Raw genomic sequence first — 23,398 nt, 5'->3', positions numbered from 1 at the left:
TCCTTACGCCGCCAGGGAACCGGCGGGGGCTACGCCTTCGAGTTGGTCTTCAATCGCGTCGGTGGCGGCCTGAAGGGCGGCCATTGTCTCGGCATCCGGCTGCCAGAAATTGCGGTCCGCCGCTTCGATCAGCCGGTTGGCGATCTTGGCCGCAGCGCGCGGGTTCATCTCGGCAATGCGCTGGCGCATGGTTTCATCAAGCACATAGGTCTCGCTGATGCGCTGATACACCCAGGAGTCGACCTGACCGGTGGTCGCCGACCAACCAGTGGTGGTGGTCACCGCCGCTTCAACCTGGCGCACACCTTCATAGCCGTACTTCAGCTGCGCCTCGATCCACACCGGATTGAGGGTACGGGTGCGGGTTTCAAGCGCAACCTGTTCCTGCAGAGAGCGCACCTTGCCAGATCCTTGCGTCTGGTCACCGATATAGACCGGCGCCGATTCGCCGCCCTTGGCCCGGGTGATGGCGCGGCTGATCCCACCCAGCGTGTCGACGTACTGGTCGATCGTGGTGATCCCCAGCTCAACCGATTCCAGGTTCTGGTAGGCGCAATCGACCGTCTTCAGTGCACTGGCGAGCAGGCCGGGCTGACGCTTGGGCTTGCCGTCGACGCCGTAGGCATAGCCCTTCTGCTTCTCGTAGGTGTCGGCCAGTTCGTTGGGATCGGTCCAGCCGCCGCTGTCGATCAACAGGTTGACGTTGGCGCCATAGCTGCCTTCGGCGTTGGAATAGACGCGCAAACTGGCGGTGGCCATGTCACAGCCATGTTCTTCCAGATAAGAAAGGCTGTGCTTGCGAATGAAGTTCAGCTCCAGCGGCTCTTCGGCTTCGGATGCCAGCAGCGCGGCTTCGGCGAGCATCTTGGTCTGCAGCGGCAAGAGATCGCGGAACACGCCCGACAGAGTCACCAGCACGTCCACCCGCGGACGACCGAGTTGCTCAAGCGGAATGAGCTCGGCCCCGGCAAGGCGGTTGTAACTGTCAAAGCGTGGCTTGGCACCCATTAGCGCCATCGCCTGGGCGACCTGCGCGCCTTCGCTCTTGAGGTTATCGGTACCCCACAGCACCATGGCAACGGTTTCCGGCAGTTTGCCGGCGTCTTCCAAGGCGCGATCAAGGATACGCTGGGCCTGGGCCGTGCCATCCTTGCAGGCAAAGGCCGACGGCAGACGGAACGGATCGAAACCGTGGATGTTGCGGCCGGTCGGCAGGATTTCCGGATCACGCAGGATGTCACCACCCGCCACCGGGGGCACGTAACGGCCATCGAGCGCCCGGATCAGGCCGTTCATCTCGTGATTGACCGACAGGGCGGCGTTCAGATTGGCAAGTTCGCGCAGCACCGGCGTGTTGGGCACGATCCGGCCGTGAAACAGCTTGGCGATGGTGTCGCGATCGATGATCTCACCGCGCGCCTGGGCGCTGGCGGCCAGCATGTCGATGCGGGCCTCTTCGCTCTCGGCATCGCCGAAGACGTGCAGGCCCTGCGGGATCAGTTCCTGCTCGATCTCATAAAGCTTGGCAGCGAGCTTGGAGACATCGCTGCCATAAAGGTCCATCGCCTCGGCCTGTTCGCGGATGATTTCCTCCAGCCCCGGCAATTCCGGGCTGCCCGGCTCGGTCGCGCGCCAGCGGTCCACACTGGCCTTTATGTCGGAAAGCCCCTTGTAGAGGCCCGAATTGGTCAACGCGGGTGTGAGGTAGGACACCAGCGTGGCGCCCGAACGCCGCTTGGCCAGCACGCCTTCGGATGGGTTGTTGGCGGCATAAAGATAGATGTTGGGCAGATCCTGGATGATGCGCTCCGGCCAGCAGCTCATGGTCATACCGGTCTGCTTGCCGGGCATGAATTCCAGGCTGCCGTGCGTGCCCCAATGGACGACCGCGTGCGCGCCGAAATCATTCCGGATCCAGCGATAGAAGGCCATGAAGGCATGGGTCGGTGCGAAGCGGCCATCGAACAGCAGCCGCATCGGGTCGCTTTCGTAACCGTTGGCCGGCTGGATGCCGACGAACATGTTGCCGAACTGTGCGCCGGTGATCAGTACATTCTTGCCGTCAGACTGGAACTTGCCCGGTGCCGGGCCCCATTCCTGCTCGATCTCGGCCAGATAAGGCTCGGTCGCAACAATGCGATCGGCAGGCACGAAGGCGTGCACATTGGCTTCTTGGCCATATTGCATGGCGTTGCCTTCGATCACCCGGCGGCGCACCTCATCCGAATTCTCCGGCACTTCCACGTCATAGCCTTCGCCTTTAAGCCGAACGAGCGTGCGGTGCAACGAATCGAACACCGCAAGGAATTGCGCCGTGCCAGCCGCGCCGCCGTTCGGCGGGAAATTGAACAGCACGACCGCCAGTTTGCGATCCTTGTTTGCGGCTTGACGCAACTGCACCAGCTTCAGCATCTTGTCGGCCATCGCCTCGGCGCGTTCCGGGCACGACTGCATGGCGCGCACGCCGTCCGACGCCGCCCATGTGCAGGCGCGCGAGCAGCCGGTGCAGGCTTCGCCGCCGGCATCGCTACGGCCGCCAAACACCATCGGCTGGGTGCCGCCATCCAGTTCCGGAATGGCGATCATGATCGTTGATTCCAGCGGCAGCAGGCCCTGGCGGTTGGCGCCCCATTGCTGCAGCGTCTGGAACTCCACCGGATGGGCAGAGATATAGGGCCGATCCAGCTTGGTAAGGATTTCCTCGGCCGCCTTGGCGTCGGAATAGGCCGGGCCGCCGACCAGGGAGAAGCCGGTCAGGTTGATGACGGCATCAACTGTCGCCTTGCCGTCCTTCATCATCAGCGTTTCGATCGCCGGGCGCTGGTCGAGACCGCCGGCAAAGGCCGGGATGACATTGAGGCCACGCGATACGAGTGCGCGGATCACGCCGTCGTAATGGTTGCTGTCCTTGCCCAGCACATAGGAGCGCAGCATCAGTACGCCGACGGTGCCGACAGCGTCCTTTTTCCACGGCAGATCGGCCAGGTTTTCCGACATACGCTGCGGCAGATCGGGGTGATAAACGCCAACTTCGGGATATTCCTGCGGCGCTTCCACCTTGGCCTTGCCGCGGAGGCCCTTGCGCGGTCCATCGGCATAACGATCGACCAGTGCCTGAATCATCTGAAAGGCGTTGTCGTCGCTGCCAGCCAGCCAATATTGCAGGGTGAGGAAATAGGCGCGCACATCCTGCGCGGTGCCGGGCACGAACTTCAGCAGCTTGGGCAGGCGGCGCAGCACGGCCAGCTGGGCGGCGCCGCTGTTCGGCGCGCCCTCCTTGGAGGAGCCGCGCAGCTTCTTCAGCCAGCCCAGCGGCCCCTTGGGCGGCGCATCCATGCGATAATCGCCCATCCGCGTCATCTTCACGACGTCGGACTGGCTCATCAGGCACACCATCGCGTCGCACTCTTCACGGCGCGCGGTGAGCGCATCCTTGATCATGCGAATCTGTTCATCAAGGAACAGCATGGTGACGATGACGATATCGGCGCGCGCAATGTCGGCGCGGGTGGCGTCCAGCTTGCCGTCCTTGTCCCAATCGGCGGCGGCGTGGAAACCGATGGAGACCGGCAGGCCCATCTTCTGGAAGCGCACGCGCGCCCGGTCGACCGCGCCCGACAGATGGTTGTCGAGCGTGACGATCACGACATGGCAGTGATCCGGCCGATCCTGTTTCGATGGCGGGGTATCAGCGCGCATAATGGGATTTTGCCTCGTACAGCGTATCGCGGGTGATGGGGGTCACGCCATGCTCGGAAGCATAGCGCTCGGTGTTGCGGCGGGCCTTACCGCGCACAAAGAACGGGATTTTTCCTAATTCCGCAAGGGCTTCCTTCGTCCAGCCGCCTTGTTCGGCAGGCATGGGTGCCGGCGCGGTGATGGTGGCAACTTCGCCTTCCGCCTGTTCGGCGGCCGGTGCGGCGTGAGCAGCCGTCGCCGACGCGTGGCCCAAGTGGCTCGGCCCGGCCGCATCGGAGAACTCGAAATCCTCGCGGAACATGGTGAGCAGATGCTCCTCCAGGCCCATCACCAGCGGGTGGACCCAGGTATCGAACAACACGTTGGCGCCTTCGAAGCCCATCTGCGGGCTGTGTCGGGCGGGGAAATCCTGAACATGGACGGGCGCCGAAATCACCGCGCAGGGCAGCCGCAGGCGCTTGGCGATGTGACGCTCCATTTGCGTGCCGAGCACCAGTTCCGGCGCAGCCGCTTCAATGGCCTCTTCCACCGCCAGATAATCATCGCTGATCAGTGGCTCGACGCCATATTTCTCGGCCGCAGCTCGCACTTCACGGGCAAATTCGCGATTGTAACAACCGAGGCCGACAACCTTGAAACCCAGTTCTTCGCTGGCCACGCGTGCGGCAGCGACGGCATGGGTGCCGTCGCCAAAGATGAAGACGCGCTTGCCGGTGAGATAGGTCGAATCGATCGAGCGCGACCACCAGCCCATGCGACCTTGATCAAGAACGGTGGGCACGGGCAGCCCCGCCACGGCGCACACTTCGCTGACGAATTCGCGGGTTGCAAGCAGGCCGATCGGCACGGTTTTCACGGTCTTCTGACGGAATGTGCGCTCCAACCACGAACAGGCCTGCGCCGCAATTTCGGGATAGAGGCAGATATTGAAATCCGCCTCGCCGATGCCGGCAATGTCGGCCGGACTGGAACCCATGGGCGCCACCAGATTCACATCGATGCCAAGATCGCCGAGCAGGCGGATGATTTCGGAAACATCATCGCGGTGGCGGAAGCCGAGCGCGGTGGGGCCCAGCAGGTTGGCGCGGGGCCGGCGCGGGCCGTTCTCGCCCACCGCCGGCAGCGGCTTTCGCTCCTTGTCCGCCAGCGTCCGCACGATCTGGTAGAAGGTTTCCGACGCGCCCCAATTTTCCTTGCGGCTGTAGCTGGGCAATTCGAGCGGGATGACCGGGCAAGGCAGCCCCATCGTCAGCGACAGGCCGTGCGGATCATCCTGGATCAGTTCAGCCGTACAGCTGGAACCGACGATCATCGCCTGCGGCTGGAACCGATCATAGGCGTCGCGCGCCGCCGTCTTGAACAGTTCAGCGGTGTCCTTGCCCAGATCGCGGGCCTGAAAGGTGGTGTAGGTGACGGGCGGGCGATGATCCCGCCGCTCGATCATCGTGAAGAGCAGATCGGCATAGGTATCGCCCTGCGGCGCATGCAACACATAATGCAGATCGCGCATGCCGGTGGCGACGCGCATTGCCCCGACGTGGGGCGGGCCTTCATATGTCCAGACCGTCAATTGCATCGGTCAGACCCTCAACAGATCACGACGATGGAGTGGTCGCGAGAACAGTTCAGCGAGATCACCGGCCTGTTCGTAACCGTGGATCGGCGAGAAGACGAGTTCGATCGCCCACTTCGTCGACAGGCCTTCCTTCTCCAACGGATTGGCAAGCCCGAGCCCGCAAACCGTCAGATCGGGTCGGGCGGCGCGCACGCGGTCAAGCTGCTTGTCCACGTCCTGGCCTTCGGAAATCATCGTGCCCGGGGGCAGCGCAGCGAGTTCGTCGATCAGATGGCCCTTGTGCAAATAGGGCGTGCCAACTTCGACCAATTCCATGCCGAGTTCGCCGGCCAGAAAGCGCGCCAGCGGCACCTCCAACTGGCTGTCAGGCATGAAGAAGATGCGTTTGCCGGCCAGCTTCTCGCGATAGAGCGCCAACCCCTTGCGGGCGCGTTCACGCGGACCGGCGATCACTTGCTCGAAGCGGGCTTCCGGCACACCGAAGGCCTGCGCTGCCGCATGGAGCCAGGCCGTGGTGCCTTCGGCGCCGAACGGGAACAGCGCCGGCAGATGCTCCGCCCCGCGCTTGTCGAGCGCGGTGCCGGTTTCGGCCAGAAACGGCTGCGCCAGCAGATATTTGGTATTGGGACCAACGCCCGGCATCTGCCCGGCCTTGCGGGCCGGCAGCGACACGACCTTGCTGATGCCAAGATCGCCGAGCAGACGGGTAAGCTGATCTTCCACGATGTCGGGCAGACTGCCGACGATCATGAGCTGCTTTTCGTCGCTGAACGCCAGATCAGGCACCAACGCGGACAGGCAGGCGTCTTCGCCTTGCGTGAACGTGGTCTCGATACCGCTGCCCGAATAGTTGAGCACGCGCACATTGGGCGAAAAGCGGCCGTTCAGCCGCTGCGCCGCGCGTGACAGATCAAGCTTGATCACTTCGGACGGGCAGGAGCCAACCAGGAACAGCAACTTGATATCGGGCCGCCGAGCCAGCAGGCGGTTGACGACGCGATCGAGTTCCTCGTTTGCGTCGGCAAGACCGGCGAGATCCTTTTCCTCAATGATGGCCGTGCCGAAACGCGGTTCGGCGAACACCATCACGCCGGCGGCCGATTGCAGCAAGTGCGCGCAGGTACGGCTGCCGACGACAAGGAAGAAGGCATCCTGGATCTTGCGGTGCAGCCAGATGATGCCGGTCAAACCGCAGAACACCTCGCGCTGACCGCGTTCACGCAAAATGCCATCAACGCCCACCGGTGGCGCATCACAGCCTGAAGCGGGGCCGGCGCTGCTCATGCCGCCTGTGCCACCAGCGGTTCGGACACATCCGCATCCGATTCGGTTGCCGCAGCCGGCTGTGCGGCCGGCGCCGACAGCCGTGCCTGGCGCAATTTCCACACGAACTGCCCGGCGTTGATCACATACGCGACGTACGCCGCCAGCGCAGTGGCAAACAGCACGCCTTCATCAGCGATGCCGGTAAACAGGCCGAACACATACAGGCTGTGCAGCACGATCACCAACATCGAGAACACATCTTCCCAGAAGAAGCTGTCGTGGAACAGATACTGGCCGAAAACCACCTTTTCCCAAATGGCGCCGGTGATCATGATCGTGTAAAGCGCGACCGTTTTGACGACAACCGACCACACCGCCCAATCATAGTTGCTGCCGGTGTTGAGATAATCGATCACCAGATACAGGCTGACGCCAAAGATCAGGAACTGCACCGGCGCCAACAAGCCCTGCACCAGCGTCCATTTCGAATTGTCACGCCGCACCCGCTCTTCCGGGGTGTACAGCGGCCGCGGCGCAGGCGGTGACAACGATGCAGACAAGCCTTCAGACCCCTCGGACATTACGCCAAAAACCCTATCATCCGGCCCCCTTCTGTCAACTGCGCACGCGCGGCGAAGTGACGAAACTGTAACGCTGGCGCCACGCCTGCGTTGACGGGCCGGCAGTGGCACGACTAGGTTGGAACAATGGAACATGTCCTCCCACCCGCCGTGCCGGCGAGCGCCGTGTTGCGCCCGCGTGACGTGCTGGAATTGTTGAAGCCCGTCACCTGGTTCCCGCCGATGTGGGCGTTCTTGTGCGGGGTGGTTTCGTCGGGCGTGCCGCTCAGTGACCGCTGGGCGCTGCTGATCGCCGGCATGATACTGGCCGGGCCGCTGGTGTGCGGCAACAGCCAGGCCATCAACGACTGGTTTGATCGCCATGTGGACGCCATCAATGAGCCGCAGCGCCCGATCCCGTCGGGCCGTATTCCCGGCCGCTGGGGGCTCTACATTGCCTGCATCGGCACCATTATCAGCCTCGCCGTCGGTTTTCTTATCGGCCCGGTGGTGGGCGTTGCCACCATCGTTGGCGTCGCCATGGCGTGGGCCTATTCGGCGCCGCCGCTGCGCTTCAAGGCTGATGGCTGGCTCGGGCCGCTTGTGTGCGCTGCAGCCTATGAAGGGGTGAGCTGGTTCACCGGTGCCGCGGTGATGGCTGGCGGCGTGCCAGACAGCCGCATCATCTGGGTGCTGTGCATGTATGCGTTGGGCGCGCACGGCATTATGGTGCTGAATGATTTCAAGGCGGTGAAGGGTGATGCCCAGTCCGGCGTCAATTCGCTGCCGGTGCAGCTGGGCGAGCGCAATGCCGCCGAAATCGCCTGCTGGACGATGGCGCTGCCGCAAGTGGTGGTGATCATCCTGCTAGCGCGCTGGGGCCTGCACTGGCCGTCGGCAATGGTGGCGTTTTCGCTCGCCATGCAGGTGGTGCTGATGCAGCGCGTGCTGGCCGCGCCGGCAGCCAATGCGCCCTTCTACAACGCGACAGGCACCACACTTTATGTGCTCGGCATGCTGACCAGCGCCTTCGGTCTGTCGGTGATTGTGTGACCACGCAGGCCCCACTCAGTTGGCCCGGCATCGCGCGGCTGGGCCTGGTGCAGAGCGCACTGGGCGCCATTGTGATGCTGGCCTCCTCGCTGCTCAACCGCATCATGGTCGTGGAATACTCCATGGCCGCCGCGCTGCCAGCCGGACTGGTTGCCTTCCATTACGGCGTACAGCTTTCCCGCCCGAAATGGGGCCATGGCAGTGACGCCGGCTGGCGCCGCACGCCGTGGATCATCGGCGGCATGGCCGTTCTGGGCGGCGGCGGCATCCTCGCCACATTTGCCACCACATTATTGGCCGGGCCGGTCTGGCCGGTGTTTGCAGCGCTGGTGCTGGCCTATGCGATGATCGGAATCGGTGTTGGCGCAGCCGGCACCTCGCTGCTAGCCCTGCTTGCCACCCGAACGGCTGAGGCGCGGCGTCCAGCGGCGGCCAGCCTGACGTGGATCATGATGATCGTTGGCATCGTCATTTCGGCGGGCACGGCCGGCGCGCTGCTCGATCCCTTCTCACCGCAACGATTGATCGCGGTGGCGGCCGGCGTGGTGGCGGTGGCCTTCTGTGTCACCTGCCTCGCTGTGTGGGGCATCGAAGGCGCACCGCAGGCCGTGGAGAAGCGAGAGGCCGCCCCGTTCGGCGAGGCGCTCAAGGGCATCTGGGGCGACCCACTCACCCGCCTGTTCAGCATCTTCGTGTTCTTCTCGATGCTGGCTTATTCCATGCAGGATCTCATCCTTGAGCCGTTCGCCGGCCTTGTGTTCGGCATGACGCCGGGCCAATCCACCAGCCTGTCTGGCGTGCAGCACCAGGGCGTGCTGGCCGGCATGATCCTGGTGGGCGTGGGCGGCCACGCCTTTGGCGGGCGCGCAGGGATGAAATTGAAGCGCTGGATCGTTGCCGGCTGCCTGGCTTCGGCCGTGGCGCTGGCCAGCCTGGCGTTGGCCGCGCGGGCCGGGCCGGGTTGGCCGCTGGCCATCAATGTTGCCCTGTTGGGCTTTGCCAATGGCATGTTTGCTGTGGCCGCCATCGGATCGATGCTGGAACTGGCCGGCCGCGGCGGGCCGGGGCATGAAGGCATCCGCATGGGCCTGTGGGGCGCAAGCCAAGCGGCTGCCTTCGGTATTGGTGGATTTGCTGGCGCTTTTGCCGTGGATCGGCTGCGCGCCACCCTGCGCGCCGATGCGCCGGCCTTTGAATTGGTGTTTGCTGCGGAAGCTGTGCTGTTTCTGCTGGCGGCGATCATCGCTTTCCGGTTGAATGACCGGATGGAAAGCAACCCGGCGGGCAGGCCGAATTTGGAAGAGGCAGTCGCATGAATGAGATGTTCGACTTTGTGGTGGTTGGCGGCGGCCCGTCGGGAGCGACGGCGGCCAATGATCTGGCGCTGGCCGGGCACAAGGTGATGCTGCTGGATCGCATGGGCCGCATCAAGCCATGCGGCGGCGCCGTGCCGCCGCGGCTGCTGAAAGACTTTGACGTGCCGATCGAGCAGTTGTGCACAACCGCCAACAGTGCCCGCATGATCAGCCCCGCCGGCCGGGAAGTGGACATGCCGGTAGGCGAAGGCGGCTGGGTCGGCATGGTCGATCGCGACATGTTCGATGAATGGCTGCGCGCCCGCGCCGCCAAGAACGGCGCCGATCGCCGCGACGGCACCTTCGAAGCGCTGGAGCGTGAACCCGATGGCACCGCCGTCGTGACATATCGACCCAAGGGTGCTTCACGTGGTTCCGAGCCGGTGCGGGTGATGACGAAGATGCTGATCGGCTGCGATGGCTGCAATTCGGCCGTGGCCCGCGCGGCCCTGCCCGATGAGAAACTGCCCTTCGTTGCCGCCTATCACGAAGTGGTGGACAGTCCACCCGAAGGCTTCAAGGGCTTTGCCGGTGATCGCTGCGACGTGTTCTACCAAGGCAAGCACAGCCCGGATTTCTATGCCTGGGTGTTCCCGCATGGATCCAAAACCAGCATCGGCACCGGCAGCGCCGTTCAGGGCTTTGAACTGCGCAAGGCCGTCGGCAAGCTGCGCGAAGAGCTGGGCATGACCGAGGAGACCTGCAAGACGGTGCGGGTGGAAGGTGCCCCCATCCCGCTGCGCCCGCGCAAGAAGTGGGACAATGGCAAGGATGTTGTGGTGGCTGGTGACGCCGCCGGTTGCGTGGCCCCTGCCAGCGGCGAAGGCATTTTTTATGCGATGACCGCCGGCCGCGAAGCCGCCAAGGCCGCCGCCGAAGCGCTGGCCAGCGGTGATCCGGCCAAGCTGGGCCTGGCCCGCAAGCGGTTCCTGAAGGCGCACGGCACCGTTTTCCGCGTGCTCGGCATCATGCAGTGGTGGTGGTACCGCAGCGACACGATGCGCGAAAAGTTCGTGAAGCTGTGCATGGACAAGGACATCCAGCAGCTGACCTGGGAAGCCTATATGAACAAGGAACTGGCGCGCAAGAAGCCGCTGGCCCATGTGAAGATCTTCCTGAAGGACAGCGTGCAGCTGATCACCGGCATCCTGTCGGGCGGCGGTGTGCGTGAAGGTGACAGCGCCGGTAAGCGGGCGCAGGTCTGACCGGCCGCAACGCCAAGGGCGGCCCAGGAAGAACGAGAGCGATGTCGCGATTTGCCGAGTCCCCTTGGGTACTGCCCGCCGCCATCGCTGCGGTGGCCGCGACCTTCACGGCGGCCGTGGGGGCCACCATCACCGATATCGGCCCGTGGTATCTGGCGTTGAAGCAGCCCGAGTGGGCGCCGCCCATCTGGCTGTTTGGCCCGGCGTGGACAATCATTTTCATGCTGTGCACGTTTTCCGGCACCACAGCCTGGCTGGCGGCACGCAGCACCGGTGCGTTCGAAGCCATCATTGGCTTGTTTGCCCTCAACGGCTTCCTCAACCTGTTGTGGAGCTTCCTGTTTTTCCGTCTGCACCGCCCTGATTATGCGGCGCTGGAAGTCGGCATCTTGTGGAGCAGCATCGCCGCGCTGATCGTGGTGCTGTGGCGCATCTCCCGCCCTGCGGCGGCGCTGCTGCTGCCCTATCTGGCGTGGGTGAGTTTTGCTGCAATGCTCAACCGGGCGATCGTGGAACTGAACGGGCCGTTCTGAGACGGCGGCCTCAGCGCGGGACCGCCGCCAGAAGGCTCAGGCCTTTGTCTTCAGATAGGCAATGACATCTGCGCGGTCTTGCGGGTTCTTCAGGCCGACGAACGCCATGCGGGGGCCGGGCATGAACTTGGCCGGGGCTTCGAGATAGGTGAACAGCACGTCCTCGCTCCAGGTCACGCCGCTTTCCTTGTTGGCCTTGCTGTAATTGAAACCGGCGATACTGCCGGCAGTGCGGCCGACCACGGCCCACAGCGACGGGCCGACACGGTTCTTGCCAGCCTCGGCGACATGGCAGGCCTTGCACTGGGCAAAGAGCTTTTCACCCTTGGCGGCATCGCCGGTGAGCGAGGCGTAGGTAACGGCCGCCGGAGCAGGAGCGGCTGCAGCAACAGTGGCAGGCTCTGCTGCCGGCGCCGGGGCTTCTGCTGCCGGTGCAACCGGTGCTGCCACCACCGGCGTCTCGGCGGTCGGCGTTTCAGCGGGCTTGTCAGCGCCGCCGCAGGCCGTCGTGAGCAGGGCCACCAGAGTGAAACCGGACAGGGTGAGGACGCGCATGGGGCAATGCTCCTTTGCAAAATGCATGGAACGATAAATTACCACAACGTCATGTTTCCGGCCAATGAATGGCGACCAGCAGCCGCCTATTCGGGACGGAGCGCCGCCGCCGCCGCGAACGGCCCCACGGCAAGCGCCACGAGGCTGGCCGCTGCCAGCAGCCGGAACGCACCAGCCACATCGCTGCCCACGCCAAAGATCAGCACCGGCAGCGCCAGCGGCAGGACGATCAGCCCGGCCAACGCGCCCCCGCCCTTCAGGCCCGCCGTGAGCGCAGCGGCGACGACGGCGAGGCTGGCCAGCGCCGGGGTGCCGAGCGCCAAAGCGATGGCGATGCGGGTGCCATCGTCAGACGACAGGCCAAGCAACACGCCCGCCACTGGCAGCGCTGCCAGCAACGGCACGGCAAAGCCGATCCAGTGGGCGATGATGCGCGCTGCACACACGAGTTCCAGCGCGATACCGCGCGCGATCAACTGATCGATGCTGCCATCCTCCACGTCGGGGGCCAGCAGGGTTTCCACCGGCAACAGGCTGGCCAACAAGGCGGAAACCCAGATGATGCCGGGTGCGATGCGGGCGAGCAGCCGGGCATCGGGGCCGACGGCGAAAGGAAAAAGGGCGGCGGCCAGCACGAAGAACATCACCGGCAGCCACAGTGCCGGGGAACGGGCGATGAGCGAAAGATCGCGGCGGAGGAGCGTGACGAACATCAGCCAAGCCGCAAGGTGGCCGCATCAGCCAGGCCGATATCGCCGTGAACCGCTGCCACAATGAGGCCGCCTGCTGCCCGATGCTGGCCCATTGCGGCCGCCAACAGGCCGGCGGATGCCGCATCAAGCCCGGCGGTGGGCTCGTCCAGCAACCAGCATTCCGCGCCTGCAGCGATCACCCGGACGATGGCGGCACGGCGCTTCTGGCCCGATGAAAGATGCCGGCACGGCACATCCACCAGCCCGGCCAGGTTCATCGCCGCCAGTGCGCCGGGCAGGCGGTCCCGCCCGCCATCCAGCCGCGCCCAATAGTCCAGCTCCGCGCTCAGGCTCTGGCGCGGTTTCAGCGCCACGTCATGCCCGGCAAAGGCGCGGCGACCGCCGCCGCTCACACTGCCGGCTTCGGCGCGCAGCAATCCGGCCAGCAGCCGCAGCAAGGATGATTTGCCGGCGCCGTTCGGGCCGGTCAGCAGCAACGCGCCGCCCGGCGCCACCTGCGCCGAGACAGCCTCGAACAGCAGCCGCCCGCCGCGCCGGCAGGCCAGATTATCGATCACGAGCGCATCCACCACGGCCCCGGCTTAATGGCTCCGTCGGGCTTCGTCACCCCCAAGAGGTGACGTATGCCCGGTTCTTGGCTATCACTGCCGCCATGCCCCCCACCCCCGACCGCCCGCAACTTTCAACCACCGCCCGCATGGCCATCAATTTCGGGCCGCTGCTGCTGTTCTTCGGCGCCAGCAAATTGGGCAAGGCGCTGCATGAACGCGGCCAACTGCCCGGTCTGGCCGATGCCGAAGTGGCCAGTGCCGTTGTTGGCACGGCGGTGTTCGTGGTCGCCACGTTGATCGCGGCGCTGTGGCATTGGGGCAAGACGCGCCATCTGCCGGCCGCAATGATCTTTACCACGGTGATTGTCGTGCTGTTCGGCGGACTCACCATCTGGCTGCAGGACAAGGCCTTCATCCAGTTGAAGCCCACCATCATCTACGGCGTGTTCGCCCTGCTGCTGTTCGGCGGCCTCGCCACCGGCCGGCCGACCCTGCAGCTGGTGATGGAAGATGCGCTGCCCGGCCTGACCGACACGGGCTGGCGCCTGCTCACCCGCAACTGGGCGCTCTTCTTCATCGCGCTGCTGATCGCCAACGAAACGGCGCGGCGCATGCTCGGCTATGATGACTGGCTCAGCTTCAAGGTGTGGGGCGTCACCGTGGCGATCTTCGTATTCACCCTCGCCCAGGGGCCACTGCTGGCCAAACATGGCCTGAAACTGGATTGATCGTCATTCCCCCAACAACCCGTGCCGCTTCAGGGCATGGCGCAACTGGTCATAGGTGAGGTTGAGCGCGGCGGCGGTGCGGCGCTGGTTATGGCGGCGCTTTTCAAGCGCGCACTCCAGGATTTCCTTTTCATAGGCCGAAACGGCGCCGCGCAGATCGGTGACGCTCTCCAGTCGCGGTGCCGGCATGGCGGCGGCGGTGTCCACGGGGCTGATGCTGGGTGCGGGGCTCGGTGCGGGCATCGCGTAAAGCAGAACATGGCTGGAGGTTGGCCGCCACGGCGATTCGAACGGATCGATCACCAACTGCCCCACCGCTGTTTCGGCATCGCCCCAGCGATAGAGCGCGCGTTCGACCACATTCTTCAACTCGCGCACATTGCCCGGCCAGGCCCAGGTGGCCAGCTGTTCCTGCACCTTCGACGTGAAGCCGGGGAAGCGTGGCCAGCCCAGTTCGGCGGCCATGCGGCGGGCAAAATGCAGTGCCAATATGTCGATATCCTCGGCGCGCTCCCTCAGCGGCGGCAGGGTAATGACCTCGAAGCTCAACCGGTCGAGCAGATCGGCGCGGAACCGCCCGCGCGCCACCAGGCCGGGCAGATCCTCATTGGTGGCGCCCACCAGCCGCACATCCACACTGATCGGCTTGTTCGATCCCAGCCGAGTCAGCTCGCCATATTCCACCACCCTGAGCAGGCGTTCCTGTGCCTGTGATGAAAGGGTGCCGATTTCATCCAGGAACAGCGTGCCGCCATCGGCATCCTCGAATCGGCCCGCCCGCGCCCGCTGTGCACCGGTGAAGGCGCCGGGTTCATAACCGAACAATTCGGCATCGATCAGATTTTCCGGCAGCGCCGCGCAATTGAGGCTGACCAGAGTTTGCGACCAGCGCGGGGACAGGCGGTGCAGGCGATCGGCGATCAGTTCCTTGCCGGTGCCGCGTTCCCCGATCACCAGCACCGGGCGGTTCAGCGCCGCCGCTGCCGAGGCGCGTTCGACGGCATCGAGGAAGCTCAACGAAGAGCCGATCATCTGGGCTGGCGCGGCCATGCGATGAGTTGGCACATTTCCCCAATGTTTGGCAATTCTTGGCTATCAAAAAAATTGCGCGGCCACTTTTAATCAAATGATTTCAGTATGTTGGAGCGACATCAGCAGTTGGCACGACCCATGCAATACATCTGGCATGAGCGGCACCCCCTGCCGCCACACAACAGGAGAAACACAATGAGCACCCTTTATAACAGCTTCGGTCGCAACGTGATGGCCCTGATGGCCGCCCTGCTGAACGGCACCACCTTCGTCGCCGCCGCCACTGGCCCTGCCATGGTGACGCCGGCCGTAAACAACGATATCATTGCGTGAACAAAGCGATAATGACTGGGGCTCTGGTTCCCCTCGCCCGCCCCCTCTTGTTGGAACCGGCCCCAGTCAAAACATCAGCCCACACGCTGACGAAGACCAAGTTCGAATTTCTGGAGATCAGACCAATGGGCATTTTTTCCCGCACCCGCGACATCATCGCTGCCAACGTGACCGACCTGCTCGACCGGGCTGAAGACCCGGCCAAGATGATCCGCATGATCATCATGGAGATGGAGGAAACGCTGGTAGAAGTGCGCGCGTCTGCGGCCCGCACCATCGCTGATCAGAAGGAAATGAAGCGCGCCATGATCAAGGCGCAGCAGGCCGTGCAGGATTGGCAGGACAAGGCCGAACTCGCCCTTTCGAAGGGCCGTGAGGATCTGGCCAAGGCCGCGCTGGTCGAAAAGAACAAGGCCAAGGGCTTCATCGACACCACCCAGGTGGAGATTGATCTGCTGGGCGAAACGCTCGCCCTGAACGAAGCGGACATCGCCAAGCTGGAAAGCAAGCTGCGCGAAGCCCGCAACCGCCAGAACGCCCTGATCAACCGCATCGAGAGCGCCACCCAGCGTTCGAAGCTGCGCGAGATGATCCGCGGGCCGCGCGTGGAAGAGGCTTTCAGCCGTTTCGAAGTACTGGAACGCCGTGCCGACATGGCCGAAGGCCGCGCCGACGCGCTGGGCCTGGCCGATGGCACCGGCACCCGCAACCTGGCCGACGAATTCGCCGCGTTACAGGACAATGATGAAGTGGATGCCGAAATCGCCGCCATGAAGGCGCGTCTCGGCAAGACGGAGGGCTGATCTCATGGATGTCACCGGAGTCATTGCCCTCTGCCTCGGCATCGGTTTGCCGGTCATCGGCCTGCCTTGGCTGATCATGCACTATGTCACCAAGTGGAAGAGCCAGACCGGCATCAGCCAGCAGGACGAAGCCCTGCTCGATGAACTCCACGATCTCGCCCGCCGGCTCGACCAGCGTATCGAAACCGTCGAACGCATCATGGCCGCCGAGAACCCCAATTGGAAGGACAGCCGGATCGCCGACATGTCCGATCAACGCCGCCAGCTGCGCTGAACCAGCAACCGGACCCCCAATATTCCCCCTGAGGAGGGCCAAGAAAATGAGCCGCCAGTTTCTCGTCAACAAGACCGAAGGCAAGTTCCTCGGTGTGTGCGCCGGCATCGCCAATTATTTCGGCTGGGATGCCACGATAGTTCGCATTGGCTTTGTCGCTGCCGCCGTGTTCGGCTTTGGCTCGCCGGTGATCCTGTACCTGCTGATCGCGCTGGTCGCGCCCTCCACCTATTGACCCGCCTCCCCGGCGCCTTCGTCAGCGCCGGCCAACAGGGAAAATCGCAATGTCTGAAAGCCGCACCCGCTTCTACCTCGACAAACGCAACGGCAAGATCATGGGCGTTTGCGCCGGCATCGCCGATTATTTCGGCTGGGATGTCACGCTCGTCCGCATCGGCTTTGCCATCGGCGCCATCATGGGCGGCGGTTCCACCATCCTGGCCTATTTGGCCATCGGCTGGATCGCCAATGCCAAGCCAAACACGCTGTATGATCAAAGCCCGGAACGCGTGGAGTTCTGGCGCGACGTGCGGGTGGCGCCCAAGCGTACGCTGCGCGATGTGAACGCCCAGTTCCGCGACGCCGATCGCCGCCTGCGCGATCTGGAATATCACCTGACCAGCGACAGCCGCCAATTGGCTGACGAAATCGAAAAGCTGCGTTGAGGATCGAGCCATGGACGAAAATGTCATCTACGCGCTGATCCCGATCCTGATCTTTTCGATCCCGATCGTCGCCATTGCCTCGAACACGATCAGCAAATGGCTAAAGCTGAAAGAAAAGCAGCTGGAAGTGACAGCCAACGCCACCGCCGAACAGGCCGCCCAATATGCAGGGCGCATCGCGGTGCTGGAAGAACGGGTGGCGGTGCTGAATCGCATCGTCACTGATCGCAACGAGGGCCTTGCCGTGCAGATCAAAGCGCTGCGCGATGAACCCAAGAAACTGAACTGAAAGGCGCCGCCATGGCTCTGGCCCCCTCGATCATCGAAGCGATTGCCCCAGTGGGCGTGATGATCGCGCTCAGCTCTACCATCGGCTGGGTGGTCACCACCTGGATGAAGGTGAAGAACGGCTATCCGCTGGAAAACAGCTGGGGCAAGCCGATGTATCCCAATGGCGGTGGCGAAGCGATGGAGCGCATCCGGCTGATCAGCCAGGAAAATGCCCAGCTGCGTGCCGAACTGGGCAGCCTGAAGGATCGCATGGCGGTGCTGGAACGCATCGCCACCGACAAGCCCAGCATGCTGGCCGCCGAAATCGACGGCCTGAAAACCAAGCAATTGAATTGACCAAACCGGCCCGCCCCGGCTGGCAGAAAAGGAAACAGGGACATGAATCCGTTTGAAATGGTGGTGTTGATCGTGGCCATCGTCACGATTGGGAGAGTTCTTTCCAGTCGCTACGGCGGCAAGGATCAGCGCCGCGCCTCCAAGGGCGAGCTGCCGGCGGCCGACAGCGGTGAGAATTTGCGCCTGCAATCCGAAGTCGCCCGGCTGAACGACCGCATCCGCGTGCTGGAACGCCTGGCCACCGATCCGGCCAAGCGGCTTTCCGATGAAATCGAATCCCTGAAGAACGATTGAGCGAGAGGAGACACACCATGCCCCCGGCTGATTCCCTCCTGATCCTGTCCACTGCCGCCCTCACCGGCCTGGCCCTCATCGGTGGCCTTGCCGCCTGGGGCTGGTCGGGCTGGCTGCGCCTGAAGTTGCGCGAAATCGAAGCCCGGCCGCAGCAGTCCGAACTGCCCGCTATTGGCCAGCGCATCGACCTTGCCGACCTGAAGGAGCGCATCCGCAAGCTGGAAGCCATCGCCGCAGGCGTTGATTTGTAACCTTGACCGCAGCCCGGTTGCCCCTTCATGGGCTGCGATCATGGCCATCACCACTTTCGATGATGTCGAGGCGGAATTCGAAGCCTTCGACGATTGGGACGACCGTTACCGGTTGATCATCGCGCTGGGCCAGGCCCTGCCGGCGATGGACCCTGCCTTGAAGACCGACGCCAACAAGGTGCGCGGTTGTACCAGCCAGGTGTGGCTGCACCCCAGCCGTGAAGGCGACATGCTGCGCTTTGCCGCCGACAGCGATGCCGCCATCGTAAAGGGCCTGGTGGCGCTGGTGCTGATGCTGGCCGATGGACGCCGCCCGGCCGCGATCGATGCCGCCGAAATCAAGGCGCGGCTGGATGGCCTCGGCCTGTCGAAGCATCTCTCCTCCAACCGCACGCAGGGCCTCGCCTCCATGATCGGTCGCATCGACGCGCTGGCGAAGCAGGCTCTTGGGGAAGCCGCATGAGCGAATTTGCCGATCAGGTGAGCCAGTTCATGGGGCCGTTCCTGGGCCGCGTGCCGCACAACAAGCAACTGGGCCTGCGCTTCATCGCCAACGGCAACAATTGGGTGGAGTTGCAACTGCCCTATGCGCCGCATCTGCTGGTCGATCCTGATCACGGCATCTGGGCATCCGGCCCGATCATCACGCTGATGGATACGTGCGTCGGCATGGCCTCCATGCTCACCCGCGGCGCCTTTGAACCGCACGCCACGCTCGATCTGCGTACCGATTATGTGCGCAGCCCCAAGGCCGAAGCCACGGTGACGGCGCGCGGCGAATGTTACCGGATGACCCGCCAGATCGCCTTCGTGCGCGGCTTGGCCCATGATGGCGACCCGGCTGATCCGATCGCGCACGTAACGGGCACCTTCATGTTTGCCGCCTCGAAACTGACCGGAGGCTGGCAATGACCAGCCCCGCGCTTGCCACATTGCTCCGTCTGCCGAGCGGCCGGCTCGATCTGCTGCCCTATGCCGCCCTGCTCGATCTGTCGTTCGAACGGGTGGGCGAGGAATTGCAGCTGGTGATGCCCTTTGCCGAAACCCTGATCGGATCACCCGGCCGCCTGCACGGCGGCTCCATCGGCGGCCTGCTGGAACTGGCGGGTCTGCTCACCGTGATCGCCGCCCAGCCGGAAGGCGAAGCCCTGCCGCGCGTGCGCCCTGTCACCGTCACCGTTGATTTCATGCGCGAAGGCGCTTGCGTGGAAACCCGCGCGGCCGCCAGCATCACCAAGCTGGGCCGCCGCGTGGTGAATGTGCATGCGCAAGCCTGGCAGGGCAGCCTCGACAAGCCGATCGCGGCGGCGCACATCAATTTCGTGCTGGATTGGCCGGAGCGCTGACCAATCAGAAGAAGAAGGCCTCCGGCGGGCAGGGGCTGAGCCCCTGCCCGCACTTTCGTTTGGTCAGCGTTGAGGCTGGGCCAGTGCCTTGACCGCCGCTGCGGTTGAATCGCTGAACAGGCCATCGATACCGGTGGCGAGATAGGTGCGGATTTCACTGTCCACATCGCCCGCTGCGCGCGGATCGGGGCCGGATTTCAGGCCTTCGGGCAGGAAATAATTCTCCGGACGGAACGTCCAGGGATGCACTTCCAGCCCCACCGCATGGGCATCGCGCACCAGGCTTGTGGGCTGGGCCAGCCGGCCGTCGGGCCCGCGCGGGATGATCATCACCCGTTCCGGGCCGATGCCAGCGGCATAAGCCGCAACTGCCTTCAGCCCTTCGGCACTGGCCAGCGCGGCATAGTCATAGCCATCAGCTGATTTGCCGGTTGATCCCATCAGCTGGATCAGCCGCACGCCGGTCTGGCCTTTCAGGGCCTTCAGATTGTCGACTTCAAAGCTCTGGATGAACACGGGCGCCTCGCGCGTGGTCCAGCCGGCCGCGGCCAGTTCGCGCAGCAGCACCGGCTCCAGCGGCAGGCCAATAGCGCGGAAATAAGTCGGATGCTTGGTTTCCGGATAGATGCCGATCGTCCGCCCAGTGCGAGATGAAGCGGATTTGGCCAGCGCGATGATCTCGGCCAGCGTGGGGATTTCGAACTGGCCATCAAACACCGCATTGGCCGGGCGCAACTGCGGCAGGCGTTCTTTCGCCCGCAGCGTCTTCAGTTCGGCCAGGGTGAAATCCTCGGTGAACCAGCCGGTCATCGCTTCGCCATCGATGGTCTTGGTCGCCTTGCGGGCAGCAAACTCCGCCCGGGTGGCCACATCGGTGGTGCCACTGATCTCGCTCTCGTGCCGGGCCACCAGCTGATGATCCTTGGTCGGCACAAGGTCCGGTTCGATGAAATCGGCGCCCTGTTCGATGGCGCGTTCATAGGCGGCCAGCGTGTGTTCCGGCCGCTCGGCACTGGCGCCGCGATGCGCGATGATGATCGGCGGGGCTGGCGGCCCAACCGGAACGGGCGCGGGTTTCAAGGGGGCAGCAGCCATCAGCAACACCATTAGCGGAGCAAGGATCATGCGCATCATTCCTAACCCCTAGCCGGCCAGCGTGACAGGAAAAAGGCGCGCTGGGCACCGGTGCCGGGCCGGCACGAAATCAGCCTGACCGACGGGCAGACAACCTATGACCGGGTGCGGGTGACGGTGCGGTGAGCGCCGTTAGGGGCACCAGTGGATGTCGATGTCCATGTCCAGTTCGGCCAGCAGACGGCCGATCGGGAGCGTGCTGCTCGCGCCTTGCTTCAGCGCCTGTTCCACGACCTTGCGCTTGGCCTTGCCCTGCAGCACCAACGTGACGGTGCGGGCCGTCACCAATGTGGGGCCCGTAAGAGTCACGCGATTCACCGGGGCATTGGCGGGCAGTGGATCGGGGCGCACGCCCAGCGCACGGCGCGCCTTGGGGCCAGCGATGGCGGCATCGAAATCCGGGCCGGGGAAGATGGAGGCGGTGTGGCCGTCTTCACCCACACCCAGCCATGCCACATCGAGCGGCCAATCGAATTCGGCGATGCGTTCGTCCGCTGCGCGACCAGCGGCGACCGGATCCTTCTCGCCAGCCGTCAACGGCACCACGCGGGCCTTTTTCGGAAGGAACAGCCGTGCCAGCGCGCCGGCATTGGACATTGGATCGGTCACCGGTACAAGCCGGTCATCGGTGGGCAGAATGGTCACATCGGCCCATTCGATCTTCATGTCAGCCAGCAGTTTCAGCGCCGGCAGCGGGGTGGCGCCACCGGGAAACGCAACCAGCGCCCGACCTCGGGCTTCCAGCGCCTGGCCGATGATATAGGCGATGTCGCCGGCAACGGCTTCCGCCATCTCGTCGGCGTCGTCATATTCCCACCATTCGGCATCAATCACGCATCATTCTCCAGAAACGGGCACGGTGTAGTTGAGGCCCAGCCGGCCGCCGTCCGCATAGATGGTCTCGCCGGTAATGTAACTGGCGTCGTCGCTCAACAGGAAGGCGGCGATGGCGGCGATTTCTTCCGGCTCACCGGCGCGGCCCATCGGCGTGCGCGACATGATCTGGCGGCGCGCTTCTTCGCTGGCCATCACCGCCTGTTTGGCGAGATCAGTAAGGATGGTGCCCGGCCCGATGCCGACCACGCGAATATTGTGCGGCGCCAGCGCGATGGCGGTGTTCTTCGTCAACTGGTTCAGCCCGCCCTTGGCGACGTTGTAGGCCAGCAGCGCCGGGATGGTGAGCACGGCATTCACGCTGGACATGTTGACGACCACGCCGCCGCCGGCCGCGATCAGGTGCGATGCGGCCAGTTGCGTGGCGTGGAAGGCGGCCGTGAGATTGGTGGCGATGACGCGGTCGAACTGCTCGGGCGTTTCGGTGAGGATGTCGCCCTTCACCGCGATGCCGGCATTGTTGATCAGGCCATCAAGACCGCCCCAGCGCTCCACGGTGGCGGTGATGGCCGCTTCGATCTGATCGCGGCTGGTCACGTCGCAATGGATGAAGGCGGCCGCCTCGCCCAGCTCGGCAGCCCGCTCCGCGCCTTCTGCCAGCACATCGGCCAGCATCACCCGCGCGCCTTCGGCGACCAGCCGCGTGGCGATGGCGAGGCCGATGCCGCGGGCGGCCCCGGTGATGAGATAGCGGCGGTCAGAAAGTCGATGGCTCATGCTGGCGGCTTAGCGCAGCCAGCGGCGTGACGGCCAGCCTTATTCGGTCAGTTCGCTCCACACACCCTTGAGCTTGTCGAAGAAGCCCTGGCTCTTCGGCGTGTTGCGGCCGCCTTCAGTGCCTTCGATGGCGCGGAATTCCTCCAGCAGTTTGCGTTGCCGCGCGGTGAGCTTGACCGGGGTTTCCACTTCGACCTGGATGACCAGATCGCCGGCACCGCCGCCGTTCAGACTGGGCATGCCCTTGCCGCGCACCCGGAACTGCTTGGCGGTCTGGGTGCCGGCGGGGATCTTGATCGTCGTCTGCTGCTTGTCGAGACTGGGCACATCAATCTCGCCGCCCAACGCCGCCAACGTGATCGACAGCGGTGCGATGGCATAAAGCGTGGTGCCGTCGCGCTTGAACACGTCATGCGATTTCAGGTGGACAAAGATATAGAGATCGCCCGCCGGGCCACCGCGCGTGCCGGCTTCGCCTTCACCGGCCACCCGGATGCGGGTGCCATCGTCTACACCCTTGGGCACGTTGACGTTGATGGTCTTCTGCTGTTCCACCCGGCCGGCGCCGCCGCAGCTTTCGCACGGATCGGCGATCACCTGGCCCTGGCCGTGGCAGGCTGGGCAGGTGCGTTCCACCATGAACAGGCCCTGGCGCATGCCAACGCGGCCACTGCCGCCACAGGTGGTGCAGGCGCGGGCACTGGTGCCGGGCTTGGCACCGTTGCCGCCGCAGGGCTTGCAGGCGGCGGCGACGTCGATGGTCAGCGACGCCTGGCGGCCGTTGTAGGCCTCCTCCAGCGACATTTCGAGATCGTAGCGCAGATCGCTGCCGCGCGTCGGCCCACCACGCCGGCCACGGCCACCGCCGCCGCCCATGAATTCGCCGAACACGCTTTCGAAGATATCGGCAAAACCGCCGAAATCCTGAGCGCCGCCACCGCCGCCGCCTTGCCGGAAAGCAGCATGACCAAAGCGGTCGTACGCGGCCCGCTTCTGCGGATCCTTCAGCACGTCATAGGCTTCGCTGATCGATTTGAACTTCTGCTCGGCGGTGGCATCGCCGGGGTTCTTGTCCGGATGCCATTTCATCGCCAGCCGGCGATAGGCGGATTTCAGCACCGCCTCGTCGGCACCGCGTTCCACCTCCAGGAGTTCATAAAAGTCGATTTCGGTGGCCATGCTTCAGTCGCCCCACAACAAACGCAGAAGTGCGCCCGCATCGCTGCGGGCGCAC

The 23,398-nt window shown here is 64.3% G+C and carries 29 protein-coding genes; 17 read left to right on the top strand and 12 right to left on the bottom strand.

Going from position 1 to position 23,398, the window contains the following annotated elements; genetic code table 11:
• Window positions 1-3 precede the first annotated feature (3 nt).
• From Q7O19_RS03940 to bchF, 4 genes are read right to left on the bottom strand one after another with little or no spacing between them, the layout of a single operon-like run.
• Window positions 4-3,699 carry a magnesium chelatase subunit H gene (locus tag Q7O19_RS03940; RefSeq protein WP_303808782.1) on the bottom strand — a complete coding sequence of 1,232 codons (3,696 nt, stop codon included), beginning with the start codon at window positions 3,697-3,699 and terminating at the stop codon, window positions 4-6.
• Window positions 3,689-5,275 (bottom strand): ferredoxin:protochlorophyllide reductase (ATP-dependent) subunit B, encoded by a 1,587-nt coding sequence (gene bchB, locus Q7O19_RS03935; protein WP_303808780.1) that lies wholly within the window; start codon window positions 5,273-5,275, stop codon window positions 3,689-3,691. The genes Q7O19_RS03940 and bchB overlap by 11 nt, the downstream gene beginning before the upstream one ends.
• A 3-nt stretch (window positions 5,276-5,278) precedes the next feature.
• Window positions 5,279-6,559 (bottom strand): ferredoxin:protochlorophyllide reductase (ATP-dependent) subunit N, encoded by a 1,281-nt coding sequence (locus tag Q7O19_RS03930; RefSeq protein WP_273435414.1) that lies wholly within the window; start codon window positions 6,557-6,559, stop codon window positions 5,279-5,281.
• On the bottom strand, window positions 6,556-7,089 hold the full coding sequence (bchF, locus tag Q7O19_RS03925; RefSeq protein WP_369692408.1) for a 2-vinyl bacteriochlorophyllide hydratase: 534 nt from the start codon (window positions 7,087-7,089) through the stop codon (window positions 6,556-6,558). Before bchF ends, Q7O19_RS03930 begins: the two co-directional genes overlap by 4 nt.
• Before the next feature lie 159 nt (window positions 7,090-7,248).
• Between bchF and chlG the strand changes: the two genes are divergently transcribed.
• Genes chlG through Q7O19_RS03905 form a run of 4 tightly spaced genes read left to right on the top strand, consistent with a single transcriptional unit; the run spans window position 7,249 to window position 11,247 of the window.
• Window positions 7,249-8,154 (top strand): chlorophyll synthase ChlG, encoded by a 906-nt coding sequence (chlG, locus tag Q7O19_RS03920; RefSeq protein ID WP_303808778.1) that lies wholly within the window; start codon window positions 7,249-7,251, stop codon window positions 8,152-8,154.
• Entirely contained in the window at window positions 8,151-9,470 is a 1,320-nt protein-coding gene (locus Q7O19_RS03915; protein WP_303808776.1) for a BCD family MFS transporter, read from the top strand. The genes chlG and Q7O19_RS03915 overlap by 4 nt, the downstream gene beginning before the upstream one ends.
• The gene (locus Q7O19_RS03910) at window positions 9,467-10,714 is read left to right on the top strand and encodes a geranylgeranyl diphosphate reductase (RefSeq protein ID WP_303808775.1); all 1,248 of its coding nucleotides are present in this window, start codon (window positions 9,467-9,469) and stop codon (window positions 10,712-10,714) included. The genes Q7O19_RS03915 and Q7O19_RS03910 overlap by 4 nt, the downstream gene beginning before the upstream one ends.
• Window positions 10,715-10,755: 41 nt before the next feature.
• Window positions 10,756-11,247: a TspO/MBR family protein gene (locus tag Q7O19_RS03905; protein WP_022680706.1), complete on the top strand. Its 492-nt coding sequence runs from the start codon at window positions 10,756-10,758 to the stop codon at window positions 11,245-11,247.
• Window positions 11,248-11,283: 36 nt separating this feature from the next.
• Here the strand turns inward: Q7O19_RS03905 and Q7O19_RS03900 are convergent, their stop codons facing one another.
• From Q7O19_RS03900 to ccmA, 3 genes are all read right to left on the bottom strand, one after another.
• Window positions 11,284-11,802, bottom strand: coding sequence for a cytochrome c family protein (locus Q7O19_RS03900; protein WP_303808773.1), 519 nt, complete (start codon window positions 11,800-11,802; stop codon window positions 11,284-11,286).
• 86 nt (window positions 11,803-11,888) lie between these two features.
• Window positions 11,889-12,515: a heme exporter protein CcmB gene (gene ccmB, locus Q7O19_RS03895; RefSeq protein WP_303784251.1), complete on the bottom strand. Its 627-nt coding sequence runs from the start codon at window positions 12,513-12,515 to the stop codon at window positions 11,889-11,891.
• Entirely contained in the window at window positions 12,515-13,087 is a 573-nt protein-coding gene (ccmA, locus tag Q7O19_RS03890) for a heme ABC exporter ATP-binding protein CcmA (RefSeq protein WP_303808772.1), read from the bottom strand. Before ccmA ends, ccmB begins: the two co-directional genes overlap by 1 nt.
• Before the next feature lie 80 nt (window positions 13,088-13,167).
• Here ccmA and Q7O19_RS03885 point away from each other — a divergent pair, with 80 nt between their 5' ends.
• A complete protein-coding gene (locus Q7O19_RS03885) occupies window positions 13,168-13,794 on the top strand; it encodes an inner membrane-spanning protein YciB (protein ID WP_303784255.1) in 627 nt (208 codons plus the stop codon).
• Between the two features lie 3 nt (window positions 13,795-13,797).
• Here the strand turns inward: Q7O19_RS03885 and pspF are convergent, their stop codons facing one another.
• Window positions 13,798-14,844, bottom strand: a complete 1,047-nt coding sequence (pspF, locus tag Q7O19_RS03880) for a phage shock protein operon transcriptional activator (protein ID WP_303808770.1) — start codon at window positions 14,842-14,844, stop codon at window positions 13,798-13,800.
• Window positions 14,845-15,021: 177 nt separating this feature from the next.
• Between pspF and Q7O19_RS03875 the strand changes: the two genes are divergently transcribed.
• The 12 genes from Q7O19_RS03875 (at window position 15,022) to Q7O19_RS03820 (ending at window position 19,419) form a co-directional block, all read left to right on the top strand.
• Window positions 15,022-15,159: a hypothetical protein gene (locus Q7O19_RS03875; protein ID WP_303784259.1), complete on the top strand. Its 138-nt coding sequence runs from the start codon at window positions 15,022-15,024 to the stop codon at window positions 15,157-15,159.
• A 125-nt stretch (window positions 15,160-15,284) separates the two neighbouring features.
• Complete coding sequence (gene pspA / locus Q7O19_RS03870; protein WP_303795432.1) at window positions 15,285-15,962, top strand: phage shock protein PspA; 678 nt, start codon at window positions 15,285-15,287, stop codon at window positions 15,960-15,962.
• A 4-nt stretch (window positions 15,963-15,966) separates the two neighbouring features.
• On the top strand, window positions 15,967-16,236 hold the full coding sequence (gene pspB, locus Q7O19_RS03865; protein ID WP_303784261.1) for an envelope stress response membrane protein PspB: 270 nt from the start codon (window positions 15,967-15,969) through the stop codon (window positions 16,234-16,236).
• Window positions 16,237-16,282: 46 nt separating this feature from the next.
• On the top strand, window positions 16,283-16,471 hold the full coding sequence (locus Q7O19_RS03860; RefSeq protein WP_303808768.1) for a PspC domain-containing protein: 189 nt from the start codon (window positions 16,283-16,285) through the stop codon (window positions 16,469-16,471).
• 49 nt (window positions 16,472-16,520) lie between these two features.
• Window positions 16,521-16,901 carry an envelope stress response membrane protein PspC gene (pspC, locus tag Q7O19_RS03855; RefSeq protein ID WP_022680716.1) on the top strand — a complete coding sequence of 127 codons (381 nt, stop codon included), beginning with the start codon at window positions 16,521-16,523 and terminating at the stop codon, window positions 16,899-16,901.
• Window positions 16,902-16,911: 10 nt separating this feature from the next.
• Window positions 16,912-17,190 (top strand): hypothetical protein, encoded by a 279-nt coding sequence (locus Q7O19_RS03850; protein ID WP_303808767.1) that lies wholly within the window; start codon window positions 16,912-16,914, stop codon window positions 17,188-17,190.
• 59 nt (window positions 17,191-17,249) lie between these two features.
• Entirely contained in the window at window positions 17,250-17,528 is a 279-nt protein-coding gene (locus Q7O19_RS03845) for a hypothetical protein (protein ID WP_303808819.1), read from the top strand.
• Window positions 17,529-17,570: 42 nt separating this feature from the next.
• Window positions 17,571-17,822, top strand: a complete 252-nt coding sequence (locus Q7O19_RS03840) for a hypothetical protein (RefSeq protein WP_303780694.1) — start codon at window positions 17,571-17,573, stop codon at window positions 17,820-17,822.
• A gap of 17 nt (window positions 17,823-17,839) precedes the next feature.
• Window positions 17,840-18,073, top strand: coding sequence for a hypothetical protein (locus Q7O19_RS03835; protein ID WP_303784265.1), 234 nt, complete (start codon window positions 17,840-17,842; stop codon window positions 18,071-18,073).
• 40 nt (window positions 18,074-18,113) lie between these two features.
• Window positions 18,114-18,536: a SufE family protein gene (locus tag Q7O19_RS03830; protein WP_303808765.1), complete on the top strand. Its 423-nt coding sequence runs from the start codon at window positions 18,114-18,116 to the stop codon at window positions 18,534-18,536.
• Complete coding sequence (locus tag Q7O19_RS03825) at window positions 18,533-18,985, top strand: PaaI family thioesterase (protein ID WP_303808764.1); 453 nt, start codon at window positions 18,533-18,535, stop codon at window positions 18,983-18,985. Before Q7O19_RS03830 ends, Q7O19_RS03825 begins: the two co-directional genes overlap by 4 nt.
• On the top strand, window positions 18,982-19,419 hold the full coding sequence (locus Q7O19_RS03820) for a PaaI family thioesterase (RefSeq protein ID WP_303808761.1): 438 nt from the start codon (window positions 18,982-18,984) through the stop codon (window positions 19,417-19,419). Before Q7O19_RS03825 ends, Q7O19_RS03820 begins: the two co-directional genes overlap by 4 nt.
• Window positions 19,420-19,482: 63 nt before the next feature.
• On the opposite strand, the gene Q7O19_RS03815 is transcribed toward Q7O19_RS03820, so the two are convergent.
• The 4 genes from Q7O19_RS03815 to dnaJ all read right to left on the bottom strand — a co-directional run bounded on the left by Q7O19_RS03815 (window position 19,483) and on the right by dnaJ (window position 23,343).
• Window positions 19,483-20,553, bottom strand: coding sequence for a glycerophosphodiester phosphodiesterase (locus Q7O19_RS03815; protein ID WP_303808759.1), 1,071 nt, complete (start codon window positions 20,551-20,553; stop codon window positions 19,483-19,485).
• 132 nt (window positions 20,554-20,685) lie between these two features.
• Window positions 20,686-21,387, bottom strand: coding sequence for a 6-phosphogluconolactonase (gene pgl, locus Q7O19_RS03810; protein ID WP_303780704.1), 702 nt, complete (start codon window positions 21,385-21,387; stop codon window positions 20,686-20,688).
• Between the two features lie 3 nt (window positions 21,388-21,390).
• Window positions 21,391-22,164: an SDR family NAD(P)-dependent oxidoreductase gene (locus Q7O19_RS03805; protein WP_303808757.1), complete on the bottom strand. Its 774-nt coding sequence runs from the start codon at window positions 22,162-22,164 to the stop codon at window positions 21,391-21,393.
• 39 nt (window positions 22,165-22,203) lie between these two features.
• Complete coding sequence (dnaJ, locus tag Q7O19_RS03800) at window positions 22,204-23,343, bottom strand: molecular chaperone DnaJ (protein WP_303808755.1); 1,140 nt, start codon at window positions 23,341-23,343, stop codon at window positions 22,204-22,206.
• Between the last annotated feature and the right edge of the window lie 55 nt (window positions 23,344-23,398).

Source organism: Sandarakinorhabdus limnophila DSM 17366 (assembly GCF_945882885.1).
Classification (GTDB): Bacteria; Pseudomonadota; Alphaproteobacteria; order Sphingomonadales; family Sphingomonadaceae; genus Sandarakinorhabdus; species Sandarakinorhabdus limnophila_A.
Note: the sequence above shows the minus strand (reverse complement) of the source record. Positions and strands in the feature narration are given on the sequence as shown.

What these genes read in the sequence shown, in the direction of transcription:
- Q7O19_RS03815 (WP_303808759.1), bottom strand. Translation starts at nt 20,553, where the DNA reads ATGATGCGCATGATCCTTGCTCCGCTAATGGTGTTGCTGATGGCTGCT.
- Q7O19_RS03805 (WP_303808757.1), bottom strand. Translation starts at nt 22,164, where the DNA reads ATGAGCCATCGACTTTCTGACCGCCGCTATCTCATCACCGGGGCCGCC.
- Q7O19_RS03885 (WP_303784255.1), top strand. Translation starts at nt 13,168, where the DNA reads ATGCCCCCCACCCCCGACCGCCCGCAACTTTCAACCACCGCCCGCATG.
- Q7O19_RS03905 (WP_022680706.1), top strand. Translation starts at nt 10,756, where the DNA reads ATGTCGCGATTTGCCGAGTCCCCTTGGGTACTGCCCGCCGCCATCGCT.
- Q7O19_RS03940 (WP_303808782.1), bottom strand. Translation starts at nt 3,699, where the DNA reads ATGCGCGCTGATACCCCGCCATCGAAACAGGATCGGCCGGATCACTGC.
- Q7O19_RS03875 (WP_303784259.1), top strand. Translation starts at nt 15,022, where the DNA reads ATGAGCACCCTTTATAACAGCTTCGGTCGCAACGTGATGGCCCTGATG.
- Q7O19_RS03840 (WP_303780694.1), top strand. Translation starts at nt 17,571, where the DNA reads ATGAATCCGTTTGAAATGGTGGTGTTGATCGTGGCCATCGTCACGATT.
- Q7O19_RS03825 (WP_303808764.1), top strand. Translation starts at nt 18,533, where the DNA reads ATGAGCGAATTTGCCGATCAGGTGAGCCAGTTCATGGGGCCGTTCCTG.
- pspA (WP_303795432.1), top strand. Translation starts at nt 15,285, where the DNA reads ATGGGCATTTTTTCCCGCACCCGCGACATCATCGCTGCCAACGTGACC.
- Q7O19_RS03830 (WP_303808765.1), top strand. Translation starts at nt 18,114, where the DNA reads ATGGCCATCACCACTTTCGATGATGTCGAGGCGGAATTCGAAGCCTTC.
- pspF (WP_303808770.1), bottom strand. Translation starts at nt 14,844, where the DNA reads ATGGCCGCGCCAGCCCAGATGATCGGCTCTTCGTTGAGCTTCCTCGAT.
- pspC (WP_022680716.1), top strand. Translation starts at nt 16,521, where the DNA reads ATGTCTGAAAGCCGCACCCGCTTCTACCTCGACAAACGCAACGGCAAG.
- Q7O19_RS03835 (WP_303784265.1), top strand. Translation starts at nt 17,840, where the DNA reads ATGCCCCCGGCTGATTCCCTCCTGATCCTGTCCACTGCCGCCCTCACC.
- bchB (WP_303808780.1), bottom strand. Translation starts at nt 5,275, where the DNA reads ATGCAATTGACGGTCTGGACATATGAAGGCCCGCCCCACGTCGGGGCA.
- dnaJ (WP_303808755.1), bottom strand. Translation starts at nt 23,343, where the DNA reads ATGGCCACCGAAATCGACTTTTATGAACTCCTGGAGGTGGAACGCGGT.
- chlG (WP_303808778.1), top strand. Translation starts at nt 7,249, where the DNA reads ATGGAACATGTCCTCCCACCCGCCGTGCCGGCGAGCGCCGTGTTGCGC.
- Q7O19_RS03850 (WP_303808767.1), top strand. Translation starts at nt 16,912, where the DNA reads ATGGACGAAAATGTCATCTACGCGCTGATCCCGATCCTGATCTTTTCG.
- ccmB (WP_303784251.1), bottom strand. Translation starts at nt 12,515, where the DNA reads ATGTTCGTCACGCTCCTCCGCCGCGATCTTTCGCTCATCGCCCGTTCC.
- Q7O19_RS03820 (WP_303808761.1), top strand. Translation starts at nt 18,982, where the DNA reads ATGACCAGCCCCGCGCTTGCCACATTGCTCCGTCTGCCGAGCGGCCGG.
- Q7O19_RS03845 (WP_303808819.1), top strand. Translation starts at nt 17,250, where the DNA reads ATGATCGCGCTCAGCTCTACCATCGGCTGGGTGGTCACCACCTGGATG.
- Q7O19_RS03930 (WP_273435414.1), bottom strand. Translation starts at nt 6,559, where the DNA reads ATGAGCAGCGCCGGCCCCGCTTCAGGCTGTGATGCGCCACCGGTGGGC.
- Q7O19_RS03910 (WP_303808775.1), top strand. Translation starts at nt 9,467, where the DNA reads ATGAATGAGATGTTCGACTTTGTGGTGGTTGGCGGCGGCCCGTCGGGA.
- Q7O19_RS03900 (WP_303808773.1), bottom strand. Translation starts at nt 11,802, where the DNA reads ATGCGCGTCCTCACCCTGTCCGGTTTCACTCTGGTGGCCCTGCTCACG.
- pspB (WP_303784261.1), top strand. Translation starts at nt 15,967, where the DNA reads ATGGATGTCACCGGAGTCATTGCCCTCTGCCTCGGCATCGGTTTGCCG.
- Q7O19_RS03860 (WP_303808768.1), top strand. Translation starts at nt 16,283, where the DNA reads ATGAGCCGCCAGTTTCTCGTCAACAAGACCGAAGGCAAGTTCCTCGGT.